Source organism: Streptomyces bambusae, from assembly GCF_020532645.1.
In the GTDB taxonomy this organism is placed as follows: Bacteria; Actinomycetota; Actinomycetes; order Streptomycetales; family Streptomycetaceae; genus Streptomyces; species Streptomyces bambusae.
Genome location: NZ_JAJAUZ010000007.1, coordinates 1 through 20,231 on the forward strand (window position 1 = coordinate 1; position 20,231 = coordinate 20,231).

The 20,231-nt window shown below is 71.7% G+C and carries 18 protein-coding genes; 14 read left to right on the forward strand and 4 right to left on the reverse strand.

What is annotated here, in order from left to right; all coding sequences use genetic code 11:
- Positions 1 to 144: 144 nt before the first annotated feature.
- From LG634_RS06955 to LG634_RS06995, 9 genes are all read left to right on the forward strand, one after another.
- Entirely contained in the window at positions 145 to 945 is an 801-nt protein-coding gene (locus LG634_RS06955) for a class E sortase (RefSeq protein ID WP_372482381.1), read from the forward strand.
- A gap of 46 nt (positions 946 to 991) precedes the next feature.
- Positions 992 to 1,387: a hypothetical protein gene (locus tag LG634_RS06960; RefSeq protein WP_226732754.1), complete on the forward strand. Its 396-nt coding sequence runs from the start codon at positions 992 to 994 to the stop codon at positions 1,385 to 1,387.
- Positions 1,388 to 1,559: 172 nt separating this feature from the next.
- The gene (locus LG634_RS06965; RefSeq protein WP_226732755.1) at positions 1,560 to 3,083 is read left to right on the forward strand and encodes a peptide MFS transporter; all 1,524 of its coding nucleotides are present in this window, start codon (positions 1,560 to 1,562) and stop codon (positions 3,081 to 3,083) included.
- A 43-nt stretch (positions 3,084 to 3,126) separates the two neighbouring features.
- Entirely contained in the window at positions 3,127 to 4,335 is a 1,209-nt protein-coding gene (locus tag LG634_RS06970; RefSeq protein WP_226732756.1) for an MFS transporter, read from the forward strand.
- Between the two features lie 20 nt (positions 4,336 to 4,355).
- Entirely contained in the window at positions 4,356 to 5,276 is a 921-nt protein-coding gene (locus tag LG634_RS06975; protein WP_226732757.1) for a hypothetical protein, read from the forward strand.
- Between the two features lie 173 nt (positions 5,277 to 5,449).
- A complete protein-coding gene (locus LG634_RS06980) occupies positions 5,450 to 5,917 on the forward strand; it encodes an ATP-binding protein (protein ID WP_226732758.1) in 468 nt (155 codons plus the stop codon).
- A gap of 217 nt (positions 5,918 to 6,134) precedes the next feature.
- Positions 6,135 to 6,938 (forward strand): CAP domain-containing protein, encoded by an 804-nt coding sequence (locus tag LG634_RS06985; RefSeq protein WP_226732759.1) that lies wholly within the window; start codon positions 6,135 to 6,137, stop codon positions 6,936 to 6,938.
- A gap of 131 nt (positions 6,939 to 7,069) precedes the next feature.
- Positions 7,070 to 9,448 (forward strand): hypothetical protein, encoded by a 2,379-nt coding sequence (locus LG634_RS06990; protein ID WP_226732760.1) that lies wholly within the window; start codon positions 7,070 to 7,072, stop codon positions 9,446 to 9,448.
- Between the two features lie 239 nt (positions 9,449 to 9,687).
- Complete coding sequence (locus LG634_RS06995; RefSeq protein WP_226732761.1) at positions 9,688 to 10,218, forward strand: acyl-CoA thioesterase; 531 nt, start codon at positions 9,688 to 9,690, stop codon at positions 10,216 to 10,218.
- Between the two features lie 40 nt (positions 10,219 to 10,258).
- Here the strand turns inward: LG634_RS06995 and LG634_RS07000 are convergent, their stop codons facing one another.
- Positions 10,259 to 11,110, reverse strand: coding sequence for a C40 family peptidase (locus LG634_RS07000; protein WP_226732762.1), 852 nt, complete (start codon positions 11,108 to 11,110; stop codon positions 10,259 to 10,261).
- Positions 11,111 to 11,180: 70 nt separating this feature from the next.
- The gene (locus LG634_RS07005) at positions 11,181 to 13,292 is read right to left on the reverse strand and encodes a transglycosylase domain-containing protein (protein ID WP_226732763.1); all 2,112 of its coding nucleotides are present in this window, start codon (positions 13,290 to 13,292) and stop codon (positions 11,181 to 11,183) included.
- Positions 13,293 to 13,761: 469 nt separating this feature from the next.
- On the opposite strand from LG634_RS07005, the gene LG634_RS07010 reads away from it, so the two are divergent.
- The 4 genes from LG634_RS07010 (at position 13,762) to LG634_RS07025 (ending at position 16,302) form a co-directional block, all read left to right on the forward strand.
- Positions 13,762 to 14,286, forward strand: coding sequence for a hypothetical protein (locus LG634_RS07010; RefSeq protein ID WP_226732764.1), 525 nt, complete (start codon positions 13,762 to 13,764; stop codon positions 14,284 to 14,286).
- 178 nt (positions 14,287 to 14,464) lie between these two features.
- On the forward strand, positions 14,465 to 14,917 hold the full coding sequence (locus LG634_RS07015) for a hypothetical protein (protein WP_226732765.1): 453 nt from the start codon (positions 14,465 to 14,467) through the stop codon (positions 14,915 to 14,917).
- Positions 14,918 to 15,241: 324 nt separating this feature from the next.
- Positions 15,242 to 15,655 (forward strand): aggregation-promoting factor C-terminal-like domain-containing protein, encoded by a 414-nt coding sequence (locus tag LG634_RS07020; RefSeq protein WP_226732766.1) that lies wholly within the window; start codon positions 15,242 to 15,244, stop codon positions 15,653 to 15,655.
- A 203-nt stretch (positions 15,656 to 15,858) separates the two neighbouring features.
- Positions 15,859 to 16,302: a hypothetical protein gene (locus tag LG634_RS07025; protein WP_226732767.1), complete on the forward strand. Its 444-nt coding sequence runs from the start codon at positions 15,859 to 15,861 to the stop codon at positions 16,300 to 16,302.
- Here LG634_RS07025 and LG634_RS07030 read toward each other — a convergent pair.
- Positions 16,290 to 17,837: a hypothetical protein gene (locus LG634_RS07030; RefSeq protein ID WP_226732768.1), complete on the reverse strand. Its 1,548-nt coding sequence runs from the start codon at positions 17,835 to 17,837 to the stop codon at positions 16,290 to 16,292. The two genes, LG634_RS07025 and LG634_RS07030, sit on opposite strands and share 13 nt — an antisense overlap.
- A complete protein-coding gene (locus LG634_RS07035) occupies positions 17,834 to 18,436 on the reverse strand; it encodes a Pvc16 family protein (protein ID WP_226732769.1) in 603 nt (200 codons plus the stop codon). Before LG634_RS07035 ends, LG634_RS07030 begins: the two co-directional genes overlap by 4 nt.
- A 202-nt stretch (positions 18,437 to 18,638) precedes the next feature.
- On the opposite strand from LG634_RS07035, the gene LG634_RS07040 reads away from it, so the two are divergent.
- A complete protein-coding gene (locus LG634_RS07040; protein ID WP_226732770.1) occupies positions 18,639 to 20,153 on the forward strand; it encodes a phage tail sheath family protein in 1,515 nt (504 codons plus the stop codon).
- The last annotated feature ends 78 nt before the right edge of the window (positions 20,154 to 20,231 follow it).

A 20,231-nucleotide genomic window follows, 5' to 3' on the forward strand; every position in this document is an offset into this window, starting at 1 on the left:
GGCCCCGGCCCGCCGGACCGGGCGGGCCCCCGTGCCCGGAGGACTTCCCCGCGGACCGGTGCGTCGCGCCCGCCCATGGCGCAGCGTGCCCGGTGACGCCCCGCCGGGTCCATGCCCGGCCCCGCCCCACCCGCAGGACGTGCCATGCCCCATCCGCCGCCGCCCCGGCCGCGCCGCTCCGACGCCCGTCGGCCCGCCCCCCGGCGGTCCCGCGGCGCGGAAACCACCGGCGCCCGCCGGCCGGCCCCGCCGAACCGCGGACGCGGATCCCGGCGCGGTGCGCGGCGCCGTAGCTCGTTCGGCAGCAAGTTCGGCGCCCTGCTGTGCGTCATGGGTCTGCTCCTGGGCCTCTACACGGCCTACTCCCTGTGGGGGACGGACTACCTGGCCAACCGGAAGGCCGACAGCCTCTCGGCCGACCTGCGCAGGGACTGGCAGCAGTCCCCGCCCGATCCCACGCGCAAGCCCCCCGCCGGCAGCGCCGTCGGGTTCCTCCACGTCCCGCGCATGAGCAAGGCGCCCATCCTCGTCGAGTCCGGAACGGCGCCCGCCGTCCTCGACCGCGGAGTGGCCGGCGTCTACGACCACGCCGCGATGCCCTGGGACGAGGAGGGCAACTTCGCCCTGGCCGCCCACCGGGACGGACACGGGGCGAAGTTCCACCACATGGACCGGGTGCGGCCCGGCGACATCGCCGTCTTCGAGACCCGCGACACCTGGTACGTCTACAAGTTCGACAAGGTGCTGCCGCAGACCTCCAACGACAACACCGGCATCATCCAGGCCGTCCCCGAGGGCTCCGGTTACGACGGCCCCGGTCGCTACCTCACCCTGACCACCTGCACCCCCAAATACACGTCGGACTACCGCATGGCCGTCTGGGCCCACCTGGTACGCACCCTGCCCGTCGACGGCCCCCGCACCCTCCCGGCGGAACTGCGGTGACCGGTGTGACCGCCCGCCCCGCGCACCGACCGAGGAGCAACCCGCGGTGAACCCCACGAGGATCGACCTGGCCGTGGGCCAGTCCCAGGCCGCCGGCCTGGTCAAGCGCTACCGCGACCGGCTCGTCGCGCAGGACCGCCTCCCGCCCGACCGGGCCCTGCGGCTGGCCTGCCGGACGTACGCCGAGGGCTACGTCCACGTGGTCGCCGCACCCGGCCAGGTCTGGCAGCGGACCGCCCCGGACGGCACGGGCCGCGACCTGCTCCTCGTCCTCGCCTTCGACCTGTCCCGCGAGGGCCGCACCGTGCTGTGCGAGTACGTCGACGGGGAGTACGACGAACTGCTCCTGGAGGATCTCCGCGACCACTACGCCCTGCACTCCTGGCCGGCCGGCATCGACGGCGAACCGGCCTGGGAGGTACCCGGCGGCGCGGACGGCTGACGCCCGGACGGCGGCCCGATCCCCCGGCCGGTCCCACGACCGGGGGATCGGATGGGCGGGCCCGGCCTTCCAGACTGGACAGAGGCCGCCTCATTGGCCTCCGCCCATCCCCTGACCTGCCCCTTCGGGCACACCTTGGGGAAGTGGCGTCACTCCGGCCCCGGGAGTCACCTTGTCTGCCACGCTGACCCAGCCCTCGCCGACCGACCGGCCCCCCGCGGGCAAGGGATTCCTCGGACACCCCCGGGGCCTGGCCACCCTCTTCATGACCGAGATGTGGGAGCGCTTCAGCTACTACGGCATGCGCGCCCTGCTCGTCTTCTACCTGATCTCCGGCGGCCCGGACGGACTGCGGGCGCACCTGCCCGGCGGCGGCCTGGGCGTCACGCTCACCACCGCCACGGCGATCTACTCGGTCTACCTGGCGGTCGTCTACCTGCTCACGATGCCCGGCGGCTGGTTCGCGGACCGGCTGTGGGGCGCGCGCAGGACCGTGATGATAGGCGCGCTGGTGATCATCGCCGGGCACTTCGTCCTGGCCGCCCCCGGCATGACGGCCTTCCTGGGCGGCCTCGCGCTGGTGGCCATCGGCTCCGGCCTGCTGAAGGCCAACATCGCCCCCATGGTCGGCCACCTCTACCGGGCCGACGACCCCCGCCGCGACGGCGGCTTCACGCTCTACTACGTCGGCATCAACCTCGGCGGACTGCTCGCCCCGCTGGTCATCGGCACCATCGGCGAGACCGTCAGCTGGCCGCTCGCCTTCGTCCTGTCCGGCATCGGCATGGCCCTGGGCCTGGCCCAGTACCTGCACGGCACCCGCCACCTCGCGAAGGCCAGTGACCACGTCCCGCACCCGCTGGACACCGCCGAGCGCCGCGTCCTGGCGCGCCGCGCCGCCGCTGTGCTCGCCGTCGTGGTCGCCTTCTACGCCGTGGTCGCCGCCACCGGTCACTACACGCTGACCTGGATCCTGCTGCCGCTCACGCTCATCGGCCTGGCCGTCCCCGTCGTCGTCCTGGTGAGGATCCGGCGCGACCGCGGCCTCACCGCGGACGAGCGCGCGAAGATGCGCGGCTACACCTGGCTGTTCGCCGCCGCGGCCGTCTTCTGGATGATCTACGACCAGGCCGGCTCGACTCTCCTGGCCTTCGCGAAGACCAGCACCGACTCGACCATCGGCGGATTCACCGTCCCGGGGTCCTGGTACTCGTCCCTCAACCCGGTGTTCATCATCGTTCTGGCCCCCGTGTTCGTGTGGCTGTGGCTGCACCTGGCGCGCCGCCGCCGGCCCGCCACCAACGCCGGCAAGTTCAGCGCCGGACTGCTCCTCATCGGCGTCTCCTTCCTGGTCTTCCTGATCCCCCTGGCCCTGGCCTCCGGCGGGGCGCGCGTCAGCCCCTGGTGGCTGGTCCTGATCTTCCTCGTGCAGACCTTCGGCGAGCTGAGCCTCTCCCCGGTCGGCCTGTCCGCCACCACGAAGCTGGCCCCGCGCAAGTACTGCAGCCAGATGCTCGGCGTGTGGTTCCTGGCCGTCACCGCGGGCGACTCCGTCACCGGCCTGCTGTCCATGGCCCACGTCAACCTCTCCGACCTGCCCGCCGTGGCGGTGGAAGGCGCCCTGGCGACCCTGGCCGGCCTCGCCGTCCTGCTCCGCCGCAAGCACATCAGCCGCCTGATGGGCTCGGCCGCGTAACACCGGAACCGTTCCACCGCCTGCAAGGAAGGACCCGCACCCCATGACCCCCGAAGCCCGCCTCGCCCGCGCCAGGAACGCGACGATGACCACGTTCGGCCTGGTGGGAGCCATCAGCGCGGTCTGGGTGGTGCGGATCCCCGCGCTCCGCGACAAGTTCGGCCTCACCGAACTCCAGGTCGGTCTGGAAGTGCTCGCCTGGGGTCTGGGCGCGCTGATCGCCATGCAGGCGGCCACCCGGCTGCTCACCCGGCACGGCAGCCACCGGGTCCTGTGCCTCGCCGTCCCCGCCTCCGTGGCCGGGCTCCTGCTCCTCGCCTTCGCCCCCGCCTTCCCCTTCCTCGTCGCCGGCGGACTCGTCTTCGGCGGACTCTTCGGCCTCGTGGACGTGGCCGCCAACGCCCAGGCCTCCCACCTCGAACGGGTCGGGGGCCGGCCCCTGATGGGACGGATGCACGCGGGCTGGAGCCTGGGCGCCGTGATCGGCGGACTGGCCGGAGCCGGCCTCGCCGCCGCCGGACTCGGCTTCACCACCTCCGTCGCCGCCACCGCCGTGGTCGCCCTCGTGCCGGCCGCCTGGGTCATGTTCCGCTTCCTGCCCGACACCCCGCCGCCGGCCGCGGTCCCCGCCGGACCCGGCCGGCGCCCGCGGCTGCCCCGGGTCGTCCTCCTGCTCGGCGCCCTGATGTTCTGCGCCTTCCTCGCCGAAGGAGCCGTCGCCGACTGGAGCGGCCTGCACCTGCACGACGGACTCGGCGCCTCCGAGGCCGTCGCCGCCCTCGGCTACCCCGCGTTCGAGCTGGCCATGCTCATCGGACGGCTCTGGTGCGACCGCGTCACCCGGCGCTGCGGCGCCCGCACGCTGCTCACGGGCGCCGGGCTGGCGGGCGCCGCCGGCTTCGCCGTCTTCGTCACCGCCCCGACCCCGCCCCTGGCGGTCGCCGGGCTGGTCCTGGTCGGCGCCGCCGTCTGCGTCGTCGTCCCCCTGACCTTCTCCCTCGCCGGGCTGGCCGGTGGCGAGCGGTCGGCAGCCGCGATCGCCCGGGCCGGCATGCTCGGCTACTGCGGACTGCTGCTCGGCCCCGTGGCCATCGGCCTCGTCGCCGACCACGCCTCCCTGCACGCAGCCTTCCTCCTCCTCGTCCCGGTGTGCCTGGCCGTCGCCGCCGGTGCCTGGGCGCTCCCCGACCTCCGGGTCCCGGGACACGCCGAGGCCGCCGGCACCCCGGCCGAGCCCGCACCGCACCCCTGACCGAAAGAAGACGGACGACCATGACCGACCTGTTCCTGCTGGCCACCGGTGGTGTGACCGTGTCGAAGTCACGCGCCCGGGTGCCCGGCTGCCGCAGCCTGATCACGTACGCCCCGCTGGGGGACGGCCTCCCGCCGGCGCAGATCCGGCGGCTCCTCTCCGGGGCACCCGGCGGCCCGGAACCCCGGCTCCACAGCGCCGCCGTGGTCGAGAACGCCCGTCTCCTGCCAGTGTCCGAGGCACAACGGCTCACCGTGGCAGCCGACTTCGAGGCGGAGCGCGGCGAACTCTCCACGCTGCCGAAGCCGATGTGGCTCTGCTCAAGCCCCACCCTCTGCTCTCCCCACCGGCACGTCTGCACCGGAGTGCTGGGACCGGCCTTCGACGCGTACAAGAGGATCCACGTACTGGAGCTCCGTGACGGTACGGAGCGCGGCGGCCCGGTGGCCGGCGCCCCGGAGGCCGGAGCCCTCGCTCGTGCCGCCGAAGCCTTCCTCTGCGCCGACTACGCGACGACGCGGGTGCGCTGGGAGGAGCTGAGCCGCACGGAGCGCGCCCGGCTCCTCGCCTTCGACGGGGTGCTCCTGTGGTTTCAGGTGCACGGCAGCAACATGCGGGCCGCGGGAGCGGAGGGCGAGTTCTCCCGGCTGCACGACGTCCTGTCGGCGGCGACCCCGGAGCAGTGGGACGCCCTCCACATGCCGGAGGCCGGACACTGGCCGTGGGCGGTCGAGTTCACGGAACAGCTCCGCGCCGAGGAGCGGGTCCTCGACGAGCTGGCCGAGTGCTTCGACCACGACACCTGGACGGCACTGAGCGAGACCGGCCGGCTGCGCGCCCTGGAGATCTACCGGGCCTGGGGCTCCCACTATCCGGACAGCGTGATGGACGCCCTCGCCACTGCCGGTCTGCTCGTCCCCGGCCGCCTCACGGCCGGCTGACGAGGAGCGGACCGTCCGGGGGAGACGGCATCCTCCGATCGCCGTCCCCGGATCCCGCCCGGTGTGGCCCGATGGCCGATGTGGGGAGCACCCCGGATCAGCTGAGATGGAGAAATGGCGTAAAAAGCATCAAGTCAGACTTATTCTGACTTATCTCTTGAATGGGGCAGCCCATGAATACCTGCACCGCCACCGCCACCGCCACCACGTCCACGTCCACCATCACCACCGCCACCGCAGTCATCCATCCCGAGCAGGGGGCCGAAGTGGTGCGGGAGGTACGCAAGTTGGTCGCCGAGGCCCTGGACGCCTGCTGCCGCGCCGGCTGCGAGGAGGCCGGGAACCGGGCCGACGACGTCCTGCTCGTGGTGTCGGAACTGGTCACCAACGCCTGCCGGCACGCCGGCGGGGTGGACGAGGTGCGCGTGCAGGTCTGCCGGGGTGAGCTGATGGTGGAGGTCGCCGACGGCTCGGACGCCGTACCCGCCGAGCCCGCCGACGAGGCCAAGGGGGAGTCCGGAGGCTACGGCTGCCAGCTGGTGACCGCACTTGCGGACCGCTGGGGCGTGACGTCCCGCACGGCGCCCGGCACGACGGAGACCTGCGGCAAGACCGTTTATGCGGGCTTCGCCCTCGGGTGAGGGCGGGCCGGCGGGGAGCCTGCGGGCGGGGCCTGGTTGGCGCAACCTGAACGGATCCTTAGGGCCTCCTGAGCGGATCCGGAGAACCATGTTCCGGGCGTCCGCAGAGCCCTACGCTCCGGCTTAGGGGCGCGGCGTGCAGGACGCTGCCCTCCTGCCGCGGCGTGCGTGCCCGCCCCGCGGCCAGCCTGCCCGTACGTTCCGGAGGTTCCCCGCGATGAGTCCCCGTGCCACCCGCAGAAGCCGCGCGCACCGAGCACCCAGGCCGCTGCGCGTCAAGGCCGCCCTGGCGGGCGCGGGAGTCCTGGCCGTCGGCGCGGTCGGGATGGCGGCAGCCGAGCTGATGGGGTCCACGGCCGAGCAGGCGACCACCGTCGCCCTCGACACGGGGGCGCCGGGCGCCGACTCTCCCGCGCCGTCGACCTCCTCCGCCGCGCAGGCCCCCGTCCCGCCTTCCACCCCGCCGGCGCCCACGCGTGCCGCCCCGAAGTCGTCGGAGGCCACGAAGCCCGCGACGCCGTCCAAGACCGCGAAGCCGGCCGCGCCCCGCACGGTCCGTCCGACCACGGCGGCCCCGAAGAAGACCGCCACGAAGAAGCCGGCGGCCCCGAAGCCCGACACCGGCTCGCAGCCCGCGGGCGGCGGCCAGACGGCGGAGGTGGTCCGCCTGGTGAACGTCGAGCGCGCGGCGGCGGGCTGCGGTTCCCTGTCGGTCGACGGGGACCTCACGGAAGCCGCCCAGGGCTACAGCGACACGATGGCCGCCACCGGCAACTTCTCCCACACCGGCACCGACGGCTCCCAGCCGGACGACCGCATCGAGGCGGCCGGCTACGACTGGTCCGGCTACGGCGAGAACATCGCCATGGGCCAGGCCGACGCCGCCGCCGTGGTCGACGCCTGGATGAACAGCCCCGGCCACCGCGCCAACATCCTCAACTGCAAGTTCACCGAAATAGGCGTCGGCCTCAACACCGACGGCGGCCCCTGGTGGACCCAGAACTTCGGCACACCGGGGTGACCCGGAAATGAATTAGATCTTCCCGTTCGGCTGGCCCTCGACAGGCCGGGATCCGCGGTCTGAAAGCTACGTTTGATTACCGGACCGGCAGTTGTGCCGAATTCCGGTGATCCGCGAGCAGGAGGACCGATATGGAGCAGAACCCCAGGCCGCAGTGGCATGGCGGCGACAACGGTAATTTCGGGTGGGACGGTGCCAAAATTGCAGGCAGTGTCCGGTGTAAGGGGCGATCGAACGGGTTTCAGGGAAATCCGGGTGAGCTGTGGCTCTGGACGATTCAGAACCAGCCGGATCAGGCCGGCGTTACGCGCGTCTATCACATCACGGTGCAAGCCGACGCATGGATCAACCATGGGCAGATCGTGAATCTCCACCTGAAGGTGGAGAATAATGAGCACCTGTCGACCTCTCTCCAGCACTTCTATTGGAGCAACAACCCGCCGGCCGGTGCCGTGACAGGCTATCCCGGCGTGGTTAACGGCGGTCAGGCGGGTTTTGTTCCCCCTCTCCTCCCGGCAAACTCCTGGACCATCCTGGACAATTTCAGGACTGCGATGACGAATCACCGGGCAGATTGGCAGGCGGCTGATGCGCAGTGGCTTGTCGACGAGAAGGAGCGGACCTATCAGGGGTTCGACAAGAACGCCGTGCTTTCGTCGGTGCAGTGTGTGTACCAGCACAGTGCGAATGAAATCGTAGTTGCCGAGCAGGGTGGGGAGAAGCTCATTTGGCTCACCCTTCCCGGGACTCCGGCCCTGGTGGACGACGTACCGACCGCAGATTTCAAGGACAAGTGCTACGAGTACAACGGTCATGGGAACTACATGTTCCGAGCCAAGCTCGTGAGGGACCGGAGGGGGCGTCACTGGAAGGTCAATGACGCTCAGTTCCAGCAGGCCAACCCGATCCTTGGGAAGATCGGCAACCTCTGCCTGCCCCCGCAGAATCCGCTGATCGGGCGCCTGGACCTGGGTGATCGCTATGTGGTCGTCGGTGATGGCGGCGGTCTCGGGTCCCTTTCTGTGGTGGAAAAGAAGAACACCACTGAAGTCAAGGCCGATGCCGTCATGGCGAAGCTGAGGCAGGAAGCGGTCGCCGAGGGGCGGCTGGGAAGTGTTCTCACGGACCTCATTCCCTGCCTGACGTTCTCGGGCAAGGTGGTCTACCTCCTCGCTCCGCCGGTCAAGGCGTCCGGTGAGATGCAGCAGCAGATCTTCGCCTGGTGGAAGGACGAACTGCCGGAGGACAGGCACTACGAGGCTCCGGACTTCAAGGAGAAGGGCGGGAAGATCATCCTGACGGGTCCGGATGGTGGCTTCCATGAAATATCCGTGCCGCCTGTGATCGACCTTTCCAAGCCCGATGCGGAGCAGATCGTCCTGACGATCAAGGGGTCGACCATCATCTGCTCCGACAAGCCGCAGCGGCATCGGTTCCCTGGGGCGTTCCTATTCCTGGAAACTGATGCCGAGATCATCGGAAGCCTGGACCCGAACAAGTATTTCAAGATCGGGAAGAATCTCTTCGCGGCCAAGCCCGACTCGCTCCAGGGCTGGTGCGAGATGGATCTGGGAGGCGGAAACGTGGGCTACTTCAAGCTGAAGGACGTCCGGCCGATCAGGTCCGTGAAGGAGTTCGCGAAGGGCCCTGCCGACGGTCAGGTGTTTGTCAGGACGGGTGAAGGTCGGGAGTGGAACCAGCTCAAGCTGGCCACGCTGGATCCGCAGGCAGATGTCGAAGTGGTCGTGCTGAACAGCGACGGCCAGGTCTTGGGCTCTTGCGGCAAGGCAGGACTGGTCCACGGCCGGCAGGGCTGGCTGAAGAGCCTCCGGGAGGAGGAGCAGGTGTGGGAATACATGGCAGCCCCTCAGTGCGGCTTCATCTTCGATGTGGCAAACCCGGAAAAGATCTACCTGTACTCGATCCGACATTCGACGGATCTCCCGGCCCCTGCTGCCTGCATTGGAAAGCCGGGGTGGATCAAAACCCCGACCGGGGCTGGCAAGTATCGTAGTGAGTTGCTCGCGGTCGAGTGCTTCCCCGGAGGTGAACACTGGACCTTCGTTGTTGCCGCCAGTCTGAAGGGGGGATGGGAAGGAGTCTGGCAGGTCCCCTCCGATAGCGTGTCCCACCTCCTCCTGGAAAACGGTGGGCAAGACCTCGTGATGTTCACCCCGGATCGTTCCGACATCATCGGGTTTGCCAGTCGCGCGGACGCTCGGGCGGCGACGATGGAGAGCTGGATGAACTCGCTCATCGACATTTCTGGCGAGGTCGAGAACGGCCGATGGGGACCCAATAGAATCATCCCGGTCGTTAATCCCACCCCTGCCGACATCATCGCTGGTGTTACGGCGGGTCAAGCCTATTATCACTATGATGGCGGTGTGGTGGTGATCGGCTCCGACGACCAATCCGACGACTATTCATCTGACCCGGAAAACGACAGCGGATACGAAAGCCGGGACGAGCTTCTCCCGCGCGAGTACCAGGACTTCGTCGCGAAGTGAGGGCCCTGGCAGCCGACGCTGCCAGGCCCGCCTGCCACCCGTGAACCCCGCCGTGGACGTACGCGTCCGCGGCGGGGTTCACGGGTCCTGGGGCGCTCGGTCCTCGTGTCCGGGCCCGAGCGCTCGCACCGCGCGGGCCGGGCGGGCAGCAGGGCTGTGACCGCCAGTCGGTCGATCCATTCGGTGAGCAGCCTCTCGCCCCGGGTAGCGGGCACGAGTTCCGCCCCTATGGTGGAAGGGTGACCGGAGAACCTGCTCAGGACGGTCTCCCGGCGGACGCCGGCAGCGACGAGCGTGCCGCCGACGGGGGCTGTGACCGGCACGTCGTGACGTTGCGGTTCCTCGCCGAGCCGAGCACCGTGAACTTCGGGGGGAAGGTGCACGGCGGTGCGCTGATGAAGTGGATCGACGCCGCCGGCTACGCCTGCGCAGCGGTCTGGTCGCGCCAGTACTGCGTGACCGTCAGCGTGGGCAACATACAGTTCCGCAAGCCCGTCACCGTGGGGAACCTCGTCGAGATCGAAGCGCGCATCGCGGCCACCGGGCGGTCCAGCATGCACATCCTCGTGACGGTGTCCGCCGGCGACCCGCGGTCGGACGGCCTGGAGCGCACCACGGACTGCGTCATCGTCTTCGTCGCCGTCGACGCGGACGGTCACCCGGTGCCCGTGCCCCCCTTCACCCCGCGCACGCCGCACGAGCAGCGCCTCGCGCGCTACGCCACCGATCTGCGGCAGGCCCACGCGCAGCTGGACGCCATCAAACCCTGACCCGCGGCCCCCGCCGGTCCGGCCCGGGCGGTGCCTTGCCTCAGAGGACGCGGACCGCCCCCGACGGCGTGCCGCCGTAGCCCACCGGGTGCAGGCGGACGCCGTCTCCCGGGTTCTGCGCGCCGACGTACTGGCCGTCGCCCACGTAGATGGCGACATGGGTGGCGCTGCCCTTGCCGCCCCAGTACAGGATGTCGCCGGGCTGGAGGTCGCTCAGTGACACCTCCCTTCCGACGGTCGACTGGTCCTGGGACGTGCGGGGCAGCTCGACTTTGCCCGCGTACGCCTGCTTGACCAGGCCGGAGCAGTCGAAGCCGGCGGTGACGCTCATGCCGCCGTACACGTACGGCTTGCCGACCTGGGCGCGGGCGAACGCGGCCACGGCCGCTCCGGTGCCGCCGCTCTCCGACCCGGAGTCCGAGGTCGTGCCCGCCGACGAAGCGGACGCGGCCTGAGCTGCCTGCGCCGCCTTGGCCCTCGCAGCCTTCGCGGCCTTCTCCCGTGCGGCCTTGGCCTTGGCGGCCTTCTCCTTCGCCGCCTTGGCCTTGGCGGCCTTCTCCTTGGCCGCCTTCTCCGCCGCGGCCTTCGCCTCGGCCGCCAGCCGGGCGTGCCGTTCCGCGCTTTCGAGCAGGGCTTCCGAGGTGAGGCTGCTGCTGGACTGCACGAGGGAACGCAGGTCGAGCTCCTGGGTCGACGCGGTGTCCGTGTGCTGGTCTCGCGTATCGCCCTGGGCACCCACCGGCGACACGGCCGCAACGGTACCGAGCACGCCGGTGGTCACGCCGGCGCGGAGGGCGATCAGACGGCCCCGGCCGGGCGGCTTGCGGTGCCGGCCCGGCGAAGGCCGGGCGCGGGTGGGGGAGTGCGGACGCCATCCTGTGGTGTCGGTCATGTCGTGGGGACCTTCCGTTGCGGAGTCGGGACCGGCCGCGGGGGGCCGGCCGGGGGGACAGCGGGGATGTTCAGAGGCGGGACCACGGCGGACCCTGTCCGGGATCCGTTCCGTTGCCCGGGTCCGTCGGCCCGGGGGTCTCCGGCGGACCGGACGGCAGGCCGGGGGTCTCCGGCGGACCGGCCGGCGGCGGGGTGCTGGGCACGGCGGGGCTCGACGGAGCGGTCGGCGGCGGAGTACTCGGCGTGCCCGGCGATGACGCGGACGGCTTCGGTGCCCGCCGCACATCGCGCTCCGGCGACGGGTCGCGGTCGGGAGCGGAACCGGTACCGGCCCCGCCGTCCTGAACGGTCGCCGAGCCCTTGAAGTACCCGACGGGCGTGCCGGCGAGCGCGGTCTTCGTGTACGCGGCCCAGATCCGGGCCGGGAAGCCGCCGCCACCGCTGGTCTCACCGCCCAGACCCTTCAGGCCGAGCCGGGCGTGGCTCTTCGGGTCCTCGCGGAACACGCCGACGGAGGTGGTCAGTTCGGGCGTGTAGCCGACGTACCAGTACGACTTGCTCTCGTTCGTCGTACCGGTCTTGCCCGCCGACGGCCGTCCGGCGGCCTTCGCGGCCTTACCGGTGCCGTACGAGGCGTCCACCGTGCTGCGCAGCACGTCGGTCACGGTGTCCGCGGTCTGCGTGCTGAACGCCCGCTCGCCCTGCGTCTCCGGCAGGTCCCGGGGCTCGCCGCCCCGGCTCAGCTCCAGGACCATGCGCGGCGCGTGGTGCACGCCGCGATCGGCGAACGTGGCGTACGCGCCCGCCAGGTCGACGGCGCTGGGCGTGGCCACGCCCAGCGGCAGCGAGGGCACGGCGGCGAGGCCCGGCGTGTCGTCCGGGAGCCCCGCGTCGACGGCGGCCTTGCGGACCGAGCCCAGCCCGGCGTCCGCCGCGAGCTGGACGAAGACGGTGTTGACGGACCGGCCCATCGCCTCGCGCACGGACACCTGGCCGTAGCTGCGGCCGCCCTGGTTGCCGGGCGCGTAGCCGTTCGTCGCGGTGTACGAGTCGTTGCCGTTGTACAGCGTCCGCGGGCCGATCGGGCTGCCCTTGCCGTTGGTCGCGTCCTCCTCCAGGGCGGCGGCGAACGCGAACGGCTTGAAGGTGGAGCCGGCCTGCACGTCCCGCCGCGTCGCGTCGTTGACGTACTGCTTCAGGTAGTCGCGGCCGCCGTACAGGGCCACCACCTTGCCCGACTTGTTCTCCACCGACGCCGCGCCCGCGCGCACGTTGCGGTCCACCGACCGGGACTGCGGGTCGAGGCGGGTCCGGAGCTGCTTGTCGACCGCGGCCACCAGGTCCGCCTGCTTGGCCTTGTCGAACGTCGTCTTGACCGTCCAGCCGCCCGCATCGAGTTCGGCCGCGGTCACGACGCCGTCGGCGATCAGGGTCTCGCGGGCCGCCTGCATCAGGTAGCCGTTCTGGCCCGCCATGCCCTCGGACTGCTTGGGCGCACGGGGCTCCGGGAAGGTCGCACCGGCGCGCTCTTCCGCGGTGATCGCGCCCATGGACCGCATGCCGTCCATGACGTAGTTCCAGCGGGCGACGGTCCGCTCCCGGTTCTCCGGGTTCTGCTTGACGTCGTAACGGCTGGGTGCGTTGAGGAGGGTGGCGAGGTAGGCGCCCTGGGCGGCGGTGAGGTCCTTGGCGTCGATCCCGTAGTACGACTGGGCCGCCGACTGGATGCCGTAGGCGCCGCGGCCGTAGTAGCTGGTGTTGAGGTATCCGGCGAGGATGTCGTCCTTCGACATCTTCTGGTTCACCTTGACGGCGATGAAGAGTTCCTTGAACTTCCGCGTGTAGGAGGTCTCCTGCGTCAGGTAGTGGTTCTTCACGTACTGCTGGGTGAGGCCTGAGCCGCCCTGCTGGCTGCCGCCGGTGAGGTTGTTGACCGCGGCGCGGCCGATGCCCTTGAACGAGATGGCCGGGTCCGTGTAGAAGGTGCGGTCCTCCGCGGCGAGCGTCGCGTCCTGCGCGGCCTTCGACACTTCGACGAGGGGGACGCTGGTCCGGCGGGCCACGCCGGACCGCCCGATTTCGGTGCCGTCCTCGTACAGCCAGACGTTGCTCTGGGCCACTGCCTTCTTGTTCGGATCGGGGATCTCGACCAGGTAGTAGCCGGCCGCGAACGCACCCATCAGCAGAAGCAGGCCGGCGACGAGAGTCCACAGGACGGTGCGCGGGCGTGGGACGAAGCGGCGCCACCCGGTCCGGCGCGGCGGGGTCTCGTCCTGCTCGCTCCCGTCGTCGTCCGCGGGCGCGGGTCCGTGCCCTTGCCCGTGCCCTTGCCCTTGCCCGTGTCCTTGCCCGGGTCCGGGGAGGTACCCCGGCCCGTGATGACCGTGACCGGAGTCCGGCGGACCGGCAGGGCCGCCGCCACGTCGTGCCGCGCGGGGGTACGGAGCGGTCGGCTCACCGGGGCCGAAGGGCTGCCGGTCGTACGGGGGTTCACGGTGTGGGCGCATGCGGCAGAAGCTACGGATCCGCGCCCTAACGGCAGGTTGCGCGGGACTCCGCGGCAGGCAATGCGGAGCGCGGTGGACACATGGCCGCGTGGTCCCGAGCATCGGGGGTCCCTCCCCCCTCAGATGTCCGAGAGGCCCCCGCATGTTTCCCTCCACCGGTGCCGCGCACCCGGACGCCACCGGCTACGGCGTCCCGTCCGCACCCGCCGGGCCGGCCCAGCCGGCCGCAGCTCCCCTGATGACTCCGGTGCCCGCGATGCATCACGTCCCGCCCGCAGCGCCGTTCCCCGTGATGTCCCCCGGCCCGCCGACGGCCCCCTTCCCCACGGCGACCGCCCCGATGGCCGCTGTTCCGGTGATGCCCGCCATGCCCGCCATGACCACGCCGACCGGCTTCGACCCCGGCTTCAGGGCCGCCGTGCCGGGTGCCATGCCCGCGGCCGCTCCGTTCGTGCCCACGCCGGCCCCCATGCCGAGGGTCCCGGCACCCGCCCCGGCGGCGTCGCGGATCTCCACGCCGGTGTACGACGAGGTGGTGGCCGAATGGGCCGCGTTCGGCCGGTACTGGCCCGGCGCCGACTGGTTCGCCGACGTGGAGCTGCCCGGTCACGTGTACGCCCCCCACCCGCCCGCGCCCGGCGACCCCTCCCGGCCGCAGCCCTTCTGACGAGGTCGGCCCTGGCCCGGAGTTCCCGTACGGGCAGCCCTCCGGACAGGCCGCCGGGCACGTCAAGCCTCCGAAAAGCCCCCGGCAAGGCGAGGCCGAGGAAGCGTCCGCCACTGACGGCGCTCCCTTCGGCCCGTCGCCGGGCGCCCCCGCACCACCCGTTCCCGAAGAGGAGAGCATGTTCCAGCACCCGCACGGCCCCGACGGCCCTGCCGACCCGACCGCCGCCTGTGGCGGCCCGCTCGCCCCCGCGCCCGCCCGCGAAGGGCGCCGCTCCCAGGGTGATGCAGCCCCCGCCGCACTCTGCCTCGGTCACGACCCCGGACGGAACCGCTATTTCTGGCGGTGCCGGCTGTGCATGCTCCTGCACGAGGGCTTCGAGACGGAGCAGGAGGCCCGCCGCATGCTGCGCGTGCACTGCGAACTCCGTCGGGTCGAGCACTGCGTCGGCGCGGCGGTCCGCCGCAAGCGGGCCGCGGGCCGGCCGGCGGAGCTGAGCCGGGCCGAGCTCACGCAGGCCCTGCGCAGGGATCCCGGCGCCCGGTGGTGCGAGCCCTGCGGGGACACGGCAGAGGCTGCCACCGGCGCCGCCGCTCCGAGTCCTCCGAGTGGGGGAGCGGCCGGGGGATGACGGGCGCCCGCCAGTCGGAGAGCGGCTCTCACCTGGCACTTTTCCAGCCGTACCAACAGCGGCGTGACCCACGTCACAGTGAAGTGGCGGTCTACGAAGACGCATAGGAGAGGCGGAGGTCCAGGATCCGCGGCGGGTGCCGCCTGCGCGGCGCCGTGGTCCCGCGGCGCCCCGCGGGGCGCCGGACTACTAGCGGCGATAGCAGCAAGGGGCCGTTGCAGGGCCTGCGGCGCCTGGCTACAACGGTGAGACCGGTCCGAACGCCACGGCCCCAGGCCGCAGTCGGCGCCGACCGGACCAGAGCCCCCAACGGAAGGCCCCGCCATGTCCAGCGTCCCGATGTCCCGCTTCCTCCAGCGCAAGAGGAGCCTCGCCGGCCTCACGGCCGCGGCGGCCGTCCTCGTCGCCGGAGGCGCGCTGACCGGCGCCGCTCCGGCCCAGGCCGCCACCCTCAGCCCCCAGACGGTCGCCCACTCGCTGATCCCGAACCCCGCCGAGTACGCCGCGTTCAGCCACATCGTCCAGAAGGAGAGCGGGTGGAAGGTGACGGCCAGGAACGCGTCGTCGGGCGCCTACGGCCTCGGCCAGGCCCTGCCCGGGGAGAAAATGGCCGCCTTCGGCCCGGACTGGCGTACCAACCCGACCACCCAGATCGAGTGGTGCCTGAACTACATGCAGACCCGGTACGGCAGCTGCACGCACGCCTGGGAGTTCTGGAAGGCGCACCACTGGTACTGACCGCACGCCCCGGTCGCCCGCCGCCCGCCGCCCGCCGCCCGCCGTCTGCAGCCCGCCGCGGTCCGGACCCGGCGAGCCGCCCCACCCTCGCGCAACCTCAGCCGTACCTGCGGAGAACCTGAAGAGGCCCGCAGGGTGCGGTGCGGTCCGGGCACGATACAGCCGATCTTCGGGTGACCCGACGGAGGCTGGGGGGACCGTGCATGCAGGACATCGCCGGCAGGAACGGCGGCGCGACCGAACTGGACCGGGTACGCGCCCACCTGCACCAGGCGTACGCCCCGGGCGACCTGCTCGCCCCACTGAACGTCATCGCGGCCCTGCTGGGCCTGCCCCACAACTCGGTGCGCCGTGCCGTCCGGCAGCTCGACACCCTCGGCGAACTGGCCATCTGCCGGCCGAGGACCCGCATCGTGCTCGCCCGCGACGAGGTGCACCCGCACGACCGGGACCTCGTCGCCGTCGTGGGCGCCCGCATCCGGGCGGGCCGTTACCGACCCGGCCACGCCCTGCCCACCGGCCTGCTCGGCGAGGAGTTCTCCCTGCGCCCCGAACACGTCCGGCGGGCCTGCGCCCACATGGTGGCCGCAGGCCTGCTGGTCCAGGACGACGCCGGCCCGTACGGGCCGGCGTATTACGTGCGCTGAGCGGCACGCTCCTGGGCCTTGCGGGCGAGCCGCGCGTAGGTCCGGGAAAGCGAGTCGTTGGCTTCCAGGACCGCTTCCGTGCAGGTGGAGGCGACGGCGGCACGGCGGGTCGTGTAACCGGTGAAGCCCTCGACGCTCTGGAAGTCGAGGCTGTTCGCCTTCGTGCTGTGCGTGAAGTCCTTGTCGGCGAGGATCCTGTTGACCCGCGCGACGAGACGGGCGCACTTCCCGGCGCCTTCGAGGCTGCGTTCCGCGAGCCGCTCGCACGCGCCGCGAGTCCCCGGGTCGTCCAGCAGCGTGCCGCGCTGGTGTTTGAGGGCGTTCACGGCATGGGCGGCGGAGAGGGCCGGCATGACCTGCCGGTCCAGCTTCTCCGCGGCGTCCGCGAGCGCCGCGTAGGCCTCCGCCGCGGCCTCGGCCGCGTGCTCCAGCGCCGCGGTGTTCGCGCTCTTCCGGAAGACCGTCTCGTACCGGCCGAACCGGTCGACGGCGTACTCGGCTGCACTGAGCGCCTGGCGAAACGTGTCGGTCGCCAGGCTCGGTTCCGGATAGGCGTCCTTCAGCGGGGTCCTCTGCGCGTAACCGAGGAATTCCTTGACGAACCCACCCGGCCCGAAGGCGAATTTCCGCATGCTGCGCGTCGTGAGCAGCATGACGTATTTGTTGACGACGACCGCATTGGCGAGTGCTTCGGCTTCGGACGCGCTGAGCGGCGCGCTCTTCCGGGAGAAGAGCTTCTTGACGAACGGCTTGGCGGCCGCGGGGGTGGGCCGCCCCTTCGGCTTCTTCTTCCGCGCCGGCTTGTAGGCGGGGAGCAGCCTCGCCGGGACCGCCATGCGCGCCGAAATCGCCTCCTCGCGAGCTGCTGCCGGCCCCGGCCCCGGCACCGCGGAGCCCGCCGGTCCGGGCACACCGGCCGCAACCGTCCCACCCGGGGACCCCGCGGGCGGCACCGGATCGGCCGGCAGCTGCTGCCACAGGAACCTGAAGCACTGGTCCGCGTACTGGTGCCACGGATACATCTGCGCTTCGAGCTCCGCCAGGCTGGTCCGCTCCAGCGGCCGGATGACGTCGCGCAGGGACGCCATGTGCTGGAGGATCACGGAGACCGTCCCCAGCAGGTCGGCGAACGCCGTCCAGGCGGCTTCGAAATCGCCGCGCACCTCGGCGGCGGTGCTGCCGTGCGGCACCTTCGCGTAGGCGGCGGAGACCGCCTCCCAGCCGGACGTGTTCTTGCCCAGCAGGTCCTTGGTGAACGCGTCGGTGAAATCGGACAGGGCGGCGGCCATCTCCTCGAACACCTGCTGGGCGCCGTGCACGTCGGGCATGTCCTCGAAGTCGGCGATCGCCCTGATCAGCGGCTCGGGCTTGAGGGTCCGGGCGAACACCACGTCCCCGCCCCGGAGGAACGCGTCCCAGGGGCGCGACGTCCCGAACACCGCCACGGACCGGTACAGCTCGTCCAGGCACAGGTACTTCCCGACGACGACCTGACAGGTCTCGACGGGACCGCCCGCCGGTGTCATGGTGCTCACCCCGACCTCCCCCCGCGGTACGCGCCGCCCGGCCGGGCCGCCGACGTGCGCGTACGCACGTCCCGCTCGCGGACCAGCGGAGCCGGCGCCACCGGATCGGGCAGAAGGTCCGCCGCCAGGGCCACGTGCAGCGTGGTTCGCGGTGCCAGCCCGGCCGCGCTCCACACCCCGTCCGCCGCGGTCTGACCCTCCGGCGCGAGCGTCAGCCGGGTCGGCCCGCCCGCGGCGAGCGGGCCGGACAGGCACCAAGCCGGCAGGTGCGGGTGACCGGCCAGGAGGCCCAGGGCGTCACCGAGCAGCCGCAGCTCCTCGGCCGGGTCCTGCTCGGACCAGGCCCACAGCAGGTAGCCCAGCCGGAAGCGGCGGGCCGGTCCGCCCCGGGCGACCACCCGGCCCGCGTCGTCGCGCACGTCGTACCAGTCGCCGCCCAGGCCGGTCGGGACCTCCTCGATCCGGTGCAGGTACAGGCCGAGGCCGCTGGGCTGCACCAGCACGGCGGCCGGCCAGTGGGCGAGCGAACCGGAGAACACGGAAGCGCCGTCCGGCAGGAGCGGTTGCAGCAGCCGGCACAGCGAACGGGTGGCATCGGTGAGAGGCATGCCGGAATTCTGTTCCGCGCGAGGGTTTCCCGCGCCCGGCGGACGGACAGCCCGACATGCCGTCGCGGTGCCCTTTCGGGCGGCCCGTCCGGGAATTCCCGAACAGGGAAATCGCGAGCCGCCGGACTGCCCGTTCGCTTCTATTTCCGTACACCGCCCCGAGGGATCGTTTTCTCACGAGAAACGACCGTCGGAGGACGCATTGCCCAGCTACTTGTCACCAGGTGTGTACGTGGAGGAAGTCCCGTCGGGCTCCAAGCCGATCGAAGGGGTCGGCACCGCGGTCTGCGCCTTCGTGGGACTCACCGAGAAGGGTCCGGTCAACGAGCCCACGCTCGTGACCAACTGGACCCAGTACGCCCAGACCTTCGGAGAGTTCACGGAGGACTCCCACCTCGCCCACAGCGTGTACGGCTACTTCCTCAACGGCGGCGGCAGCGCGTACATCGTCCGCATCGAGGCCACCGCCGACGAGCACGCTCCCGTCGCGGCCCAGGCCGTCCTGCGCACCGTGCACGGTGAACCCGCCCTGCTGGTGCGGGCCGCGGAAGAGGGCGCGGCCGGCAACGGCCTGCGCGTCGTCACCGAACCGGCCCACGACCGCGAGGACGGCCTCTTCAAGCTCACCGTCCTCAAGGACGGCCGGCCCGCCGAGACCTTCGACAAGCTCCTGCCCGCCAAGGCCGCCGCGGCGGTCAACCAGCGCTCCAAGCTGATCCGGCTGGAGGCGGCCGGGCCGGACACGGCCGCGCCCGCCCAGCAGGGCGTGCCCTGCGAAGGCGGCGAGGACGGCGGCACCGGACCCGCCACGCTCAGCCCGGTCGCCTTCGTCGGCGACGCCCTGGCCCGGACCGGCATCGCCGCGCTCGAAGCCGTGGACGGCGTCACCATGGTCGCCGTCCCCGACGCCATGGCCGCCTTCGCCACCGGGCTGCTGGACGCCGACGGCGCCAAGGCCGTCCAGCTCGCCGTCATCGCGCACTGCGAGCTGATGGCCGACCGGGTCGCCGTCCTCGACACCCCGGCGGGGCTCAATGCCCAGCAGGTGCGCGACTGGCGGGTCGACGAGGCCGGCTACGACTCGAAGTACGCGGCCCTCTACTGGCCGTGGATCAAGGTCATGGACCCCGCCACCGGCAAGCCGCGGTTCGTGCCGCCGAGCGGTCACATGGCCGGCATCTGGGCCCGCAACGACGACACCCGCGGCGTCCACAAGGCACCCGCCAACGAGCCGATCCGCGGCCCGCTCGCCGTGGAACTCGCCATCACCCGCCGCGAGCACGACCTGCTCAACCCGCTCGGCGTCAACTGCATCCGCGTCTTCCCCGGCCAGGGCATCCGCGTCTGGGGCGCCCGCACCCTCAGCAGCGACCCCGAGTGGCGCTACCTCAACGTCCGGCGGCTCTTCAACTTCGTCGAGACCTCCATCCTCCAGGGCACGAACTGGGTGGTGTTCGAGCCGAACGACCCCAAGCTGTGGGACTCGGTCAAGCGCACCATCACCATGTTCCTGCGCGGGGTCTGGCGGGACGGCGCCCTGTACGGACGCACCCCCGACGAGGCCTTCTACGTCAAGTGCGACGACGAGAACAACCCCGAGGACAGCCGCGAGCGCGGCGTCCTGACCGTCGAGGTCGGCATCGCGGCCGTCAAGCCCGCCGAGTTCGTCGTCTTCCGCATCTCCCAGTACTCCGAAGGCGCCTCGCTGGACGAGTAGGCCGCCCCGGGTGCCCGCCGGAACGGCCGGCGGGCACCCGCCCGATAGCAGTACCCCCCACCGCACCCCCACGAAGGG

What these genes read in the sequence shown, in the direction of transcription:
- LG634_RS06955 (WP_372482381.1), top strand. Translation starts at nt 145, where the DNA reads ATGCCCCATCCGCCGCCGCCCCGGCCGCGCCGCTCCGACGCCCGTCGG.
- LG634_RS06970 (WP_226732756.1), top strand. Translation starts at nt 3,127, where the DNA reads ATGACCCCCGAAGCCCGCCTCGCCCGCGCCAGGAACGCGACGATGACC.
- LG634_RS06975 (WP_226732757.1), top strand. Translation starts at nt 4,356, where the DNA reads ATGACCGACCTGTTCCTGCTGGCCACCGGTGGTGTGACCGTGTCGAAG.
- LG634_RS06980 (WP_226732758.1), top strand. Translation starts at nt 5,450, where the DNA reads ATGAATACCTGCACCGCCACCGCCACCGCCACCACGTCCACGTCCACC.
- LG634_RS06985 (WP_226732759.1), top strand. Translation starts at nt 6,135, where the DNA reads ATGAGTCCCCGTGCCACCCGCAGAAGCCGCGCGCACCGAGCACCCAGG.
- LG634_RS06990 (WP_226732760.1), top strand. Translation starts at nt 7,070, where the DNA reads ATGGAGCAGAACCCCAGGCCGCAGTGGCATGGCGGCGACAACGGTAAT.
- LG634_RS07000 (WP_226732762.1), bottom strand. Translation starts at nt 11,110, where the DNA reads ATGACCGACACCACAGGATGGCGTCCGCACTCCCCCACCCGCGCCCGG.
- LG634_RS07005 (WP_226732763.1), bottom strand. Translation starts at nt 13,292, where the DNA reads ATGGGTGCGTTCGCGGCCGGCTACTACCTGGTCGAGATCCCCGATCCG.
- LG634_RS07010 (WP_226732764.1), top strand. Translation starts at nt 13,762, where the DNA reads ATGTTTCCCTCCACCGGTGCCGCGCACCCGGACGCCACCGGCTACGGC.
- LG634_RS07015 (WP_226732765.1), top strand. Translation starts at nt 14,465, where the DNA reads ATGTTCCAGCACCCGCACGGCCCCGACGGCCCTGCCGACCCGACCGCC.
- LG634_RS07020 (WP_226732766.1), top strand. Translation starts at nt 15,242, where the DNA reads ATGTCCAGCGTCCCGATGTCCCGCTTCCTCCAGCGCAAGAGGAGCCTC.
- LG634_RS07025 (WP_226732767.1), top strand. Translation starts at nt 15,859, where the DNA reads ATGCAGGACATCGCCGGCAGGAACGGCGGCGCGACCGAACTGGACCGG.
- LG634_RS07035 (WP_226732769.1), bottom strand. Translation starts at nt 18,436, where the DNA reads ATGCCTCTCACCGATGCCACCCGTTCGCTGTGCCGGCTGCTGCAACCG.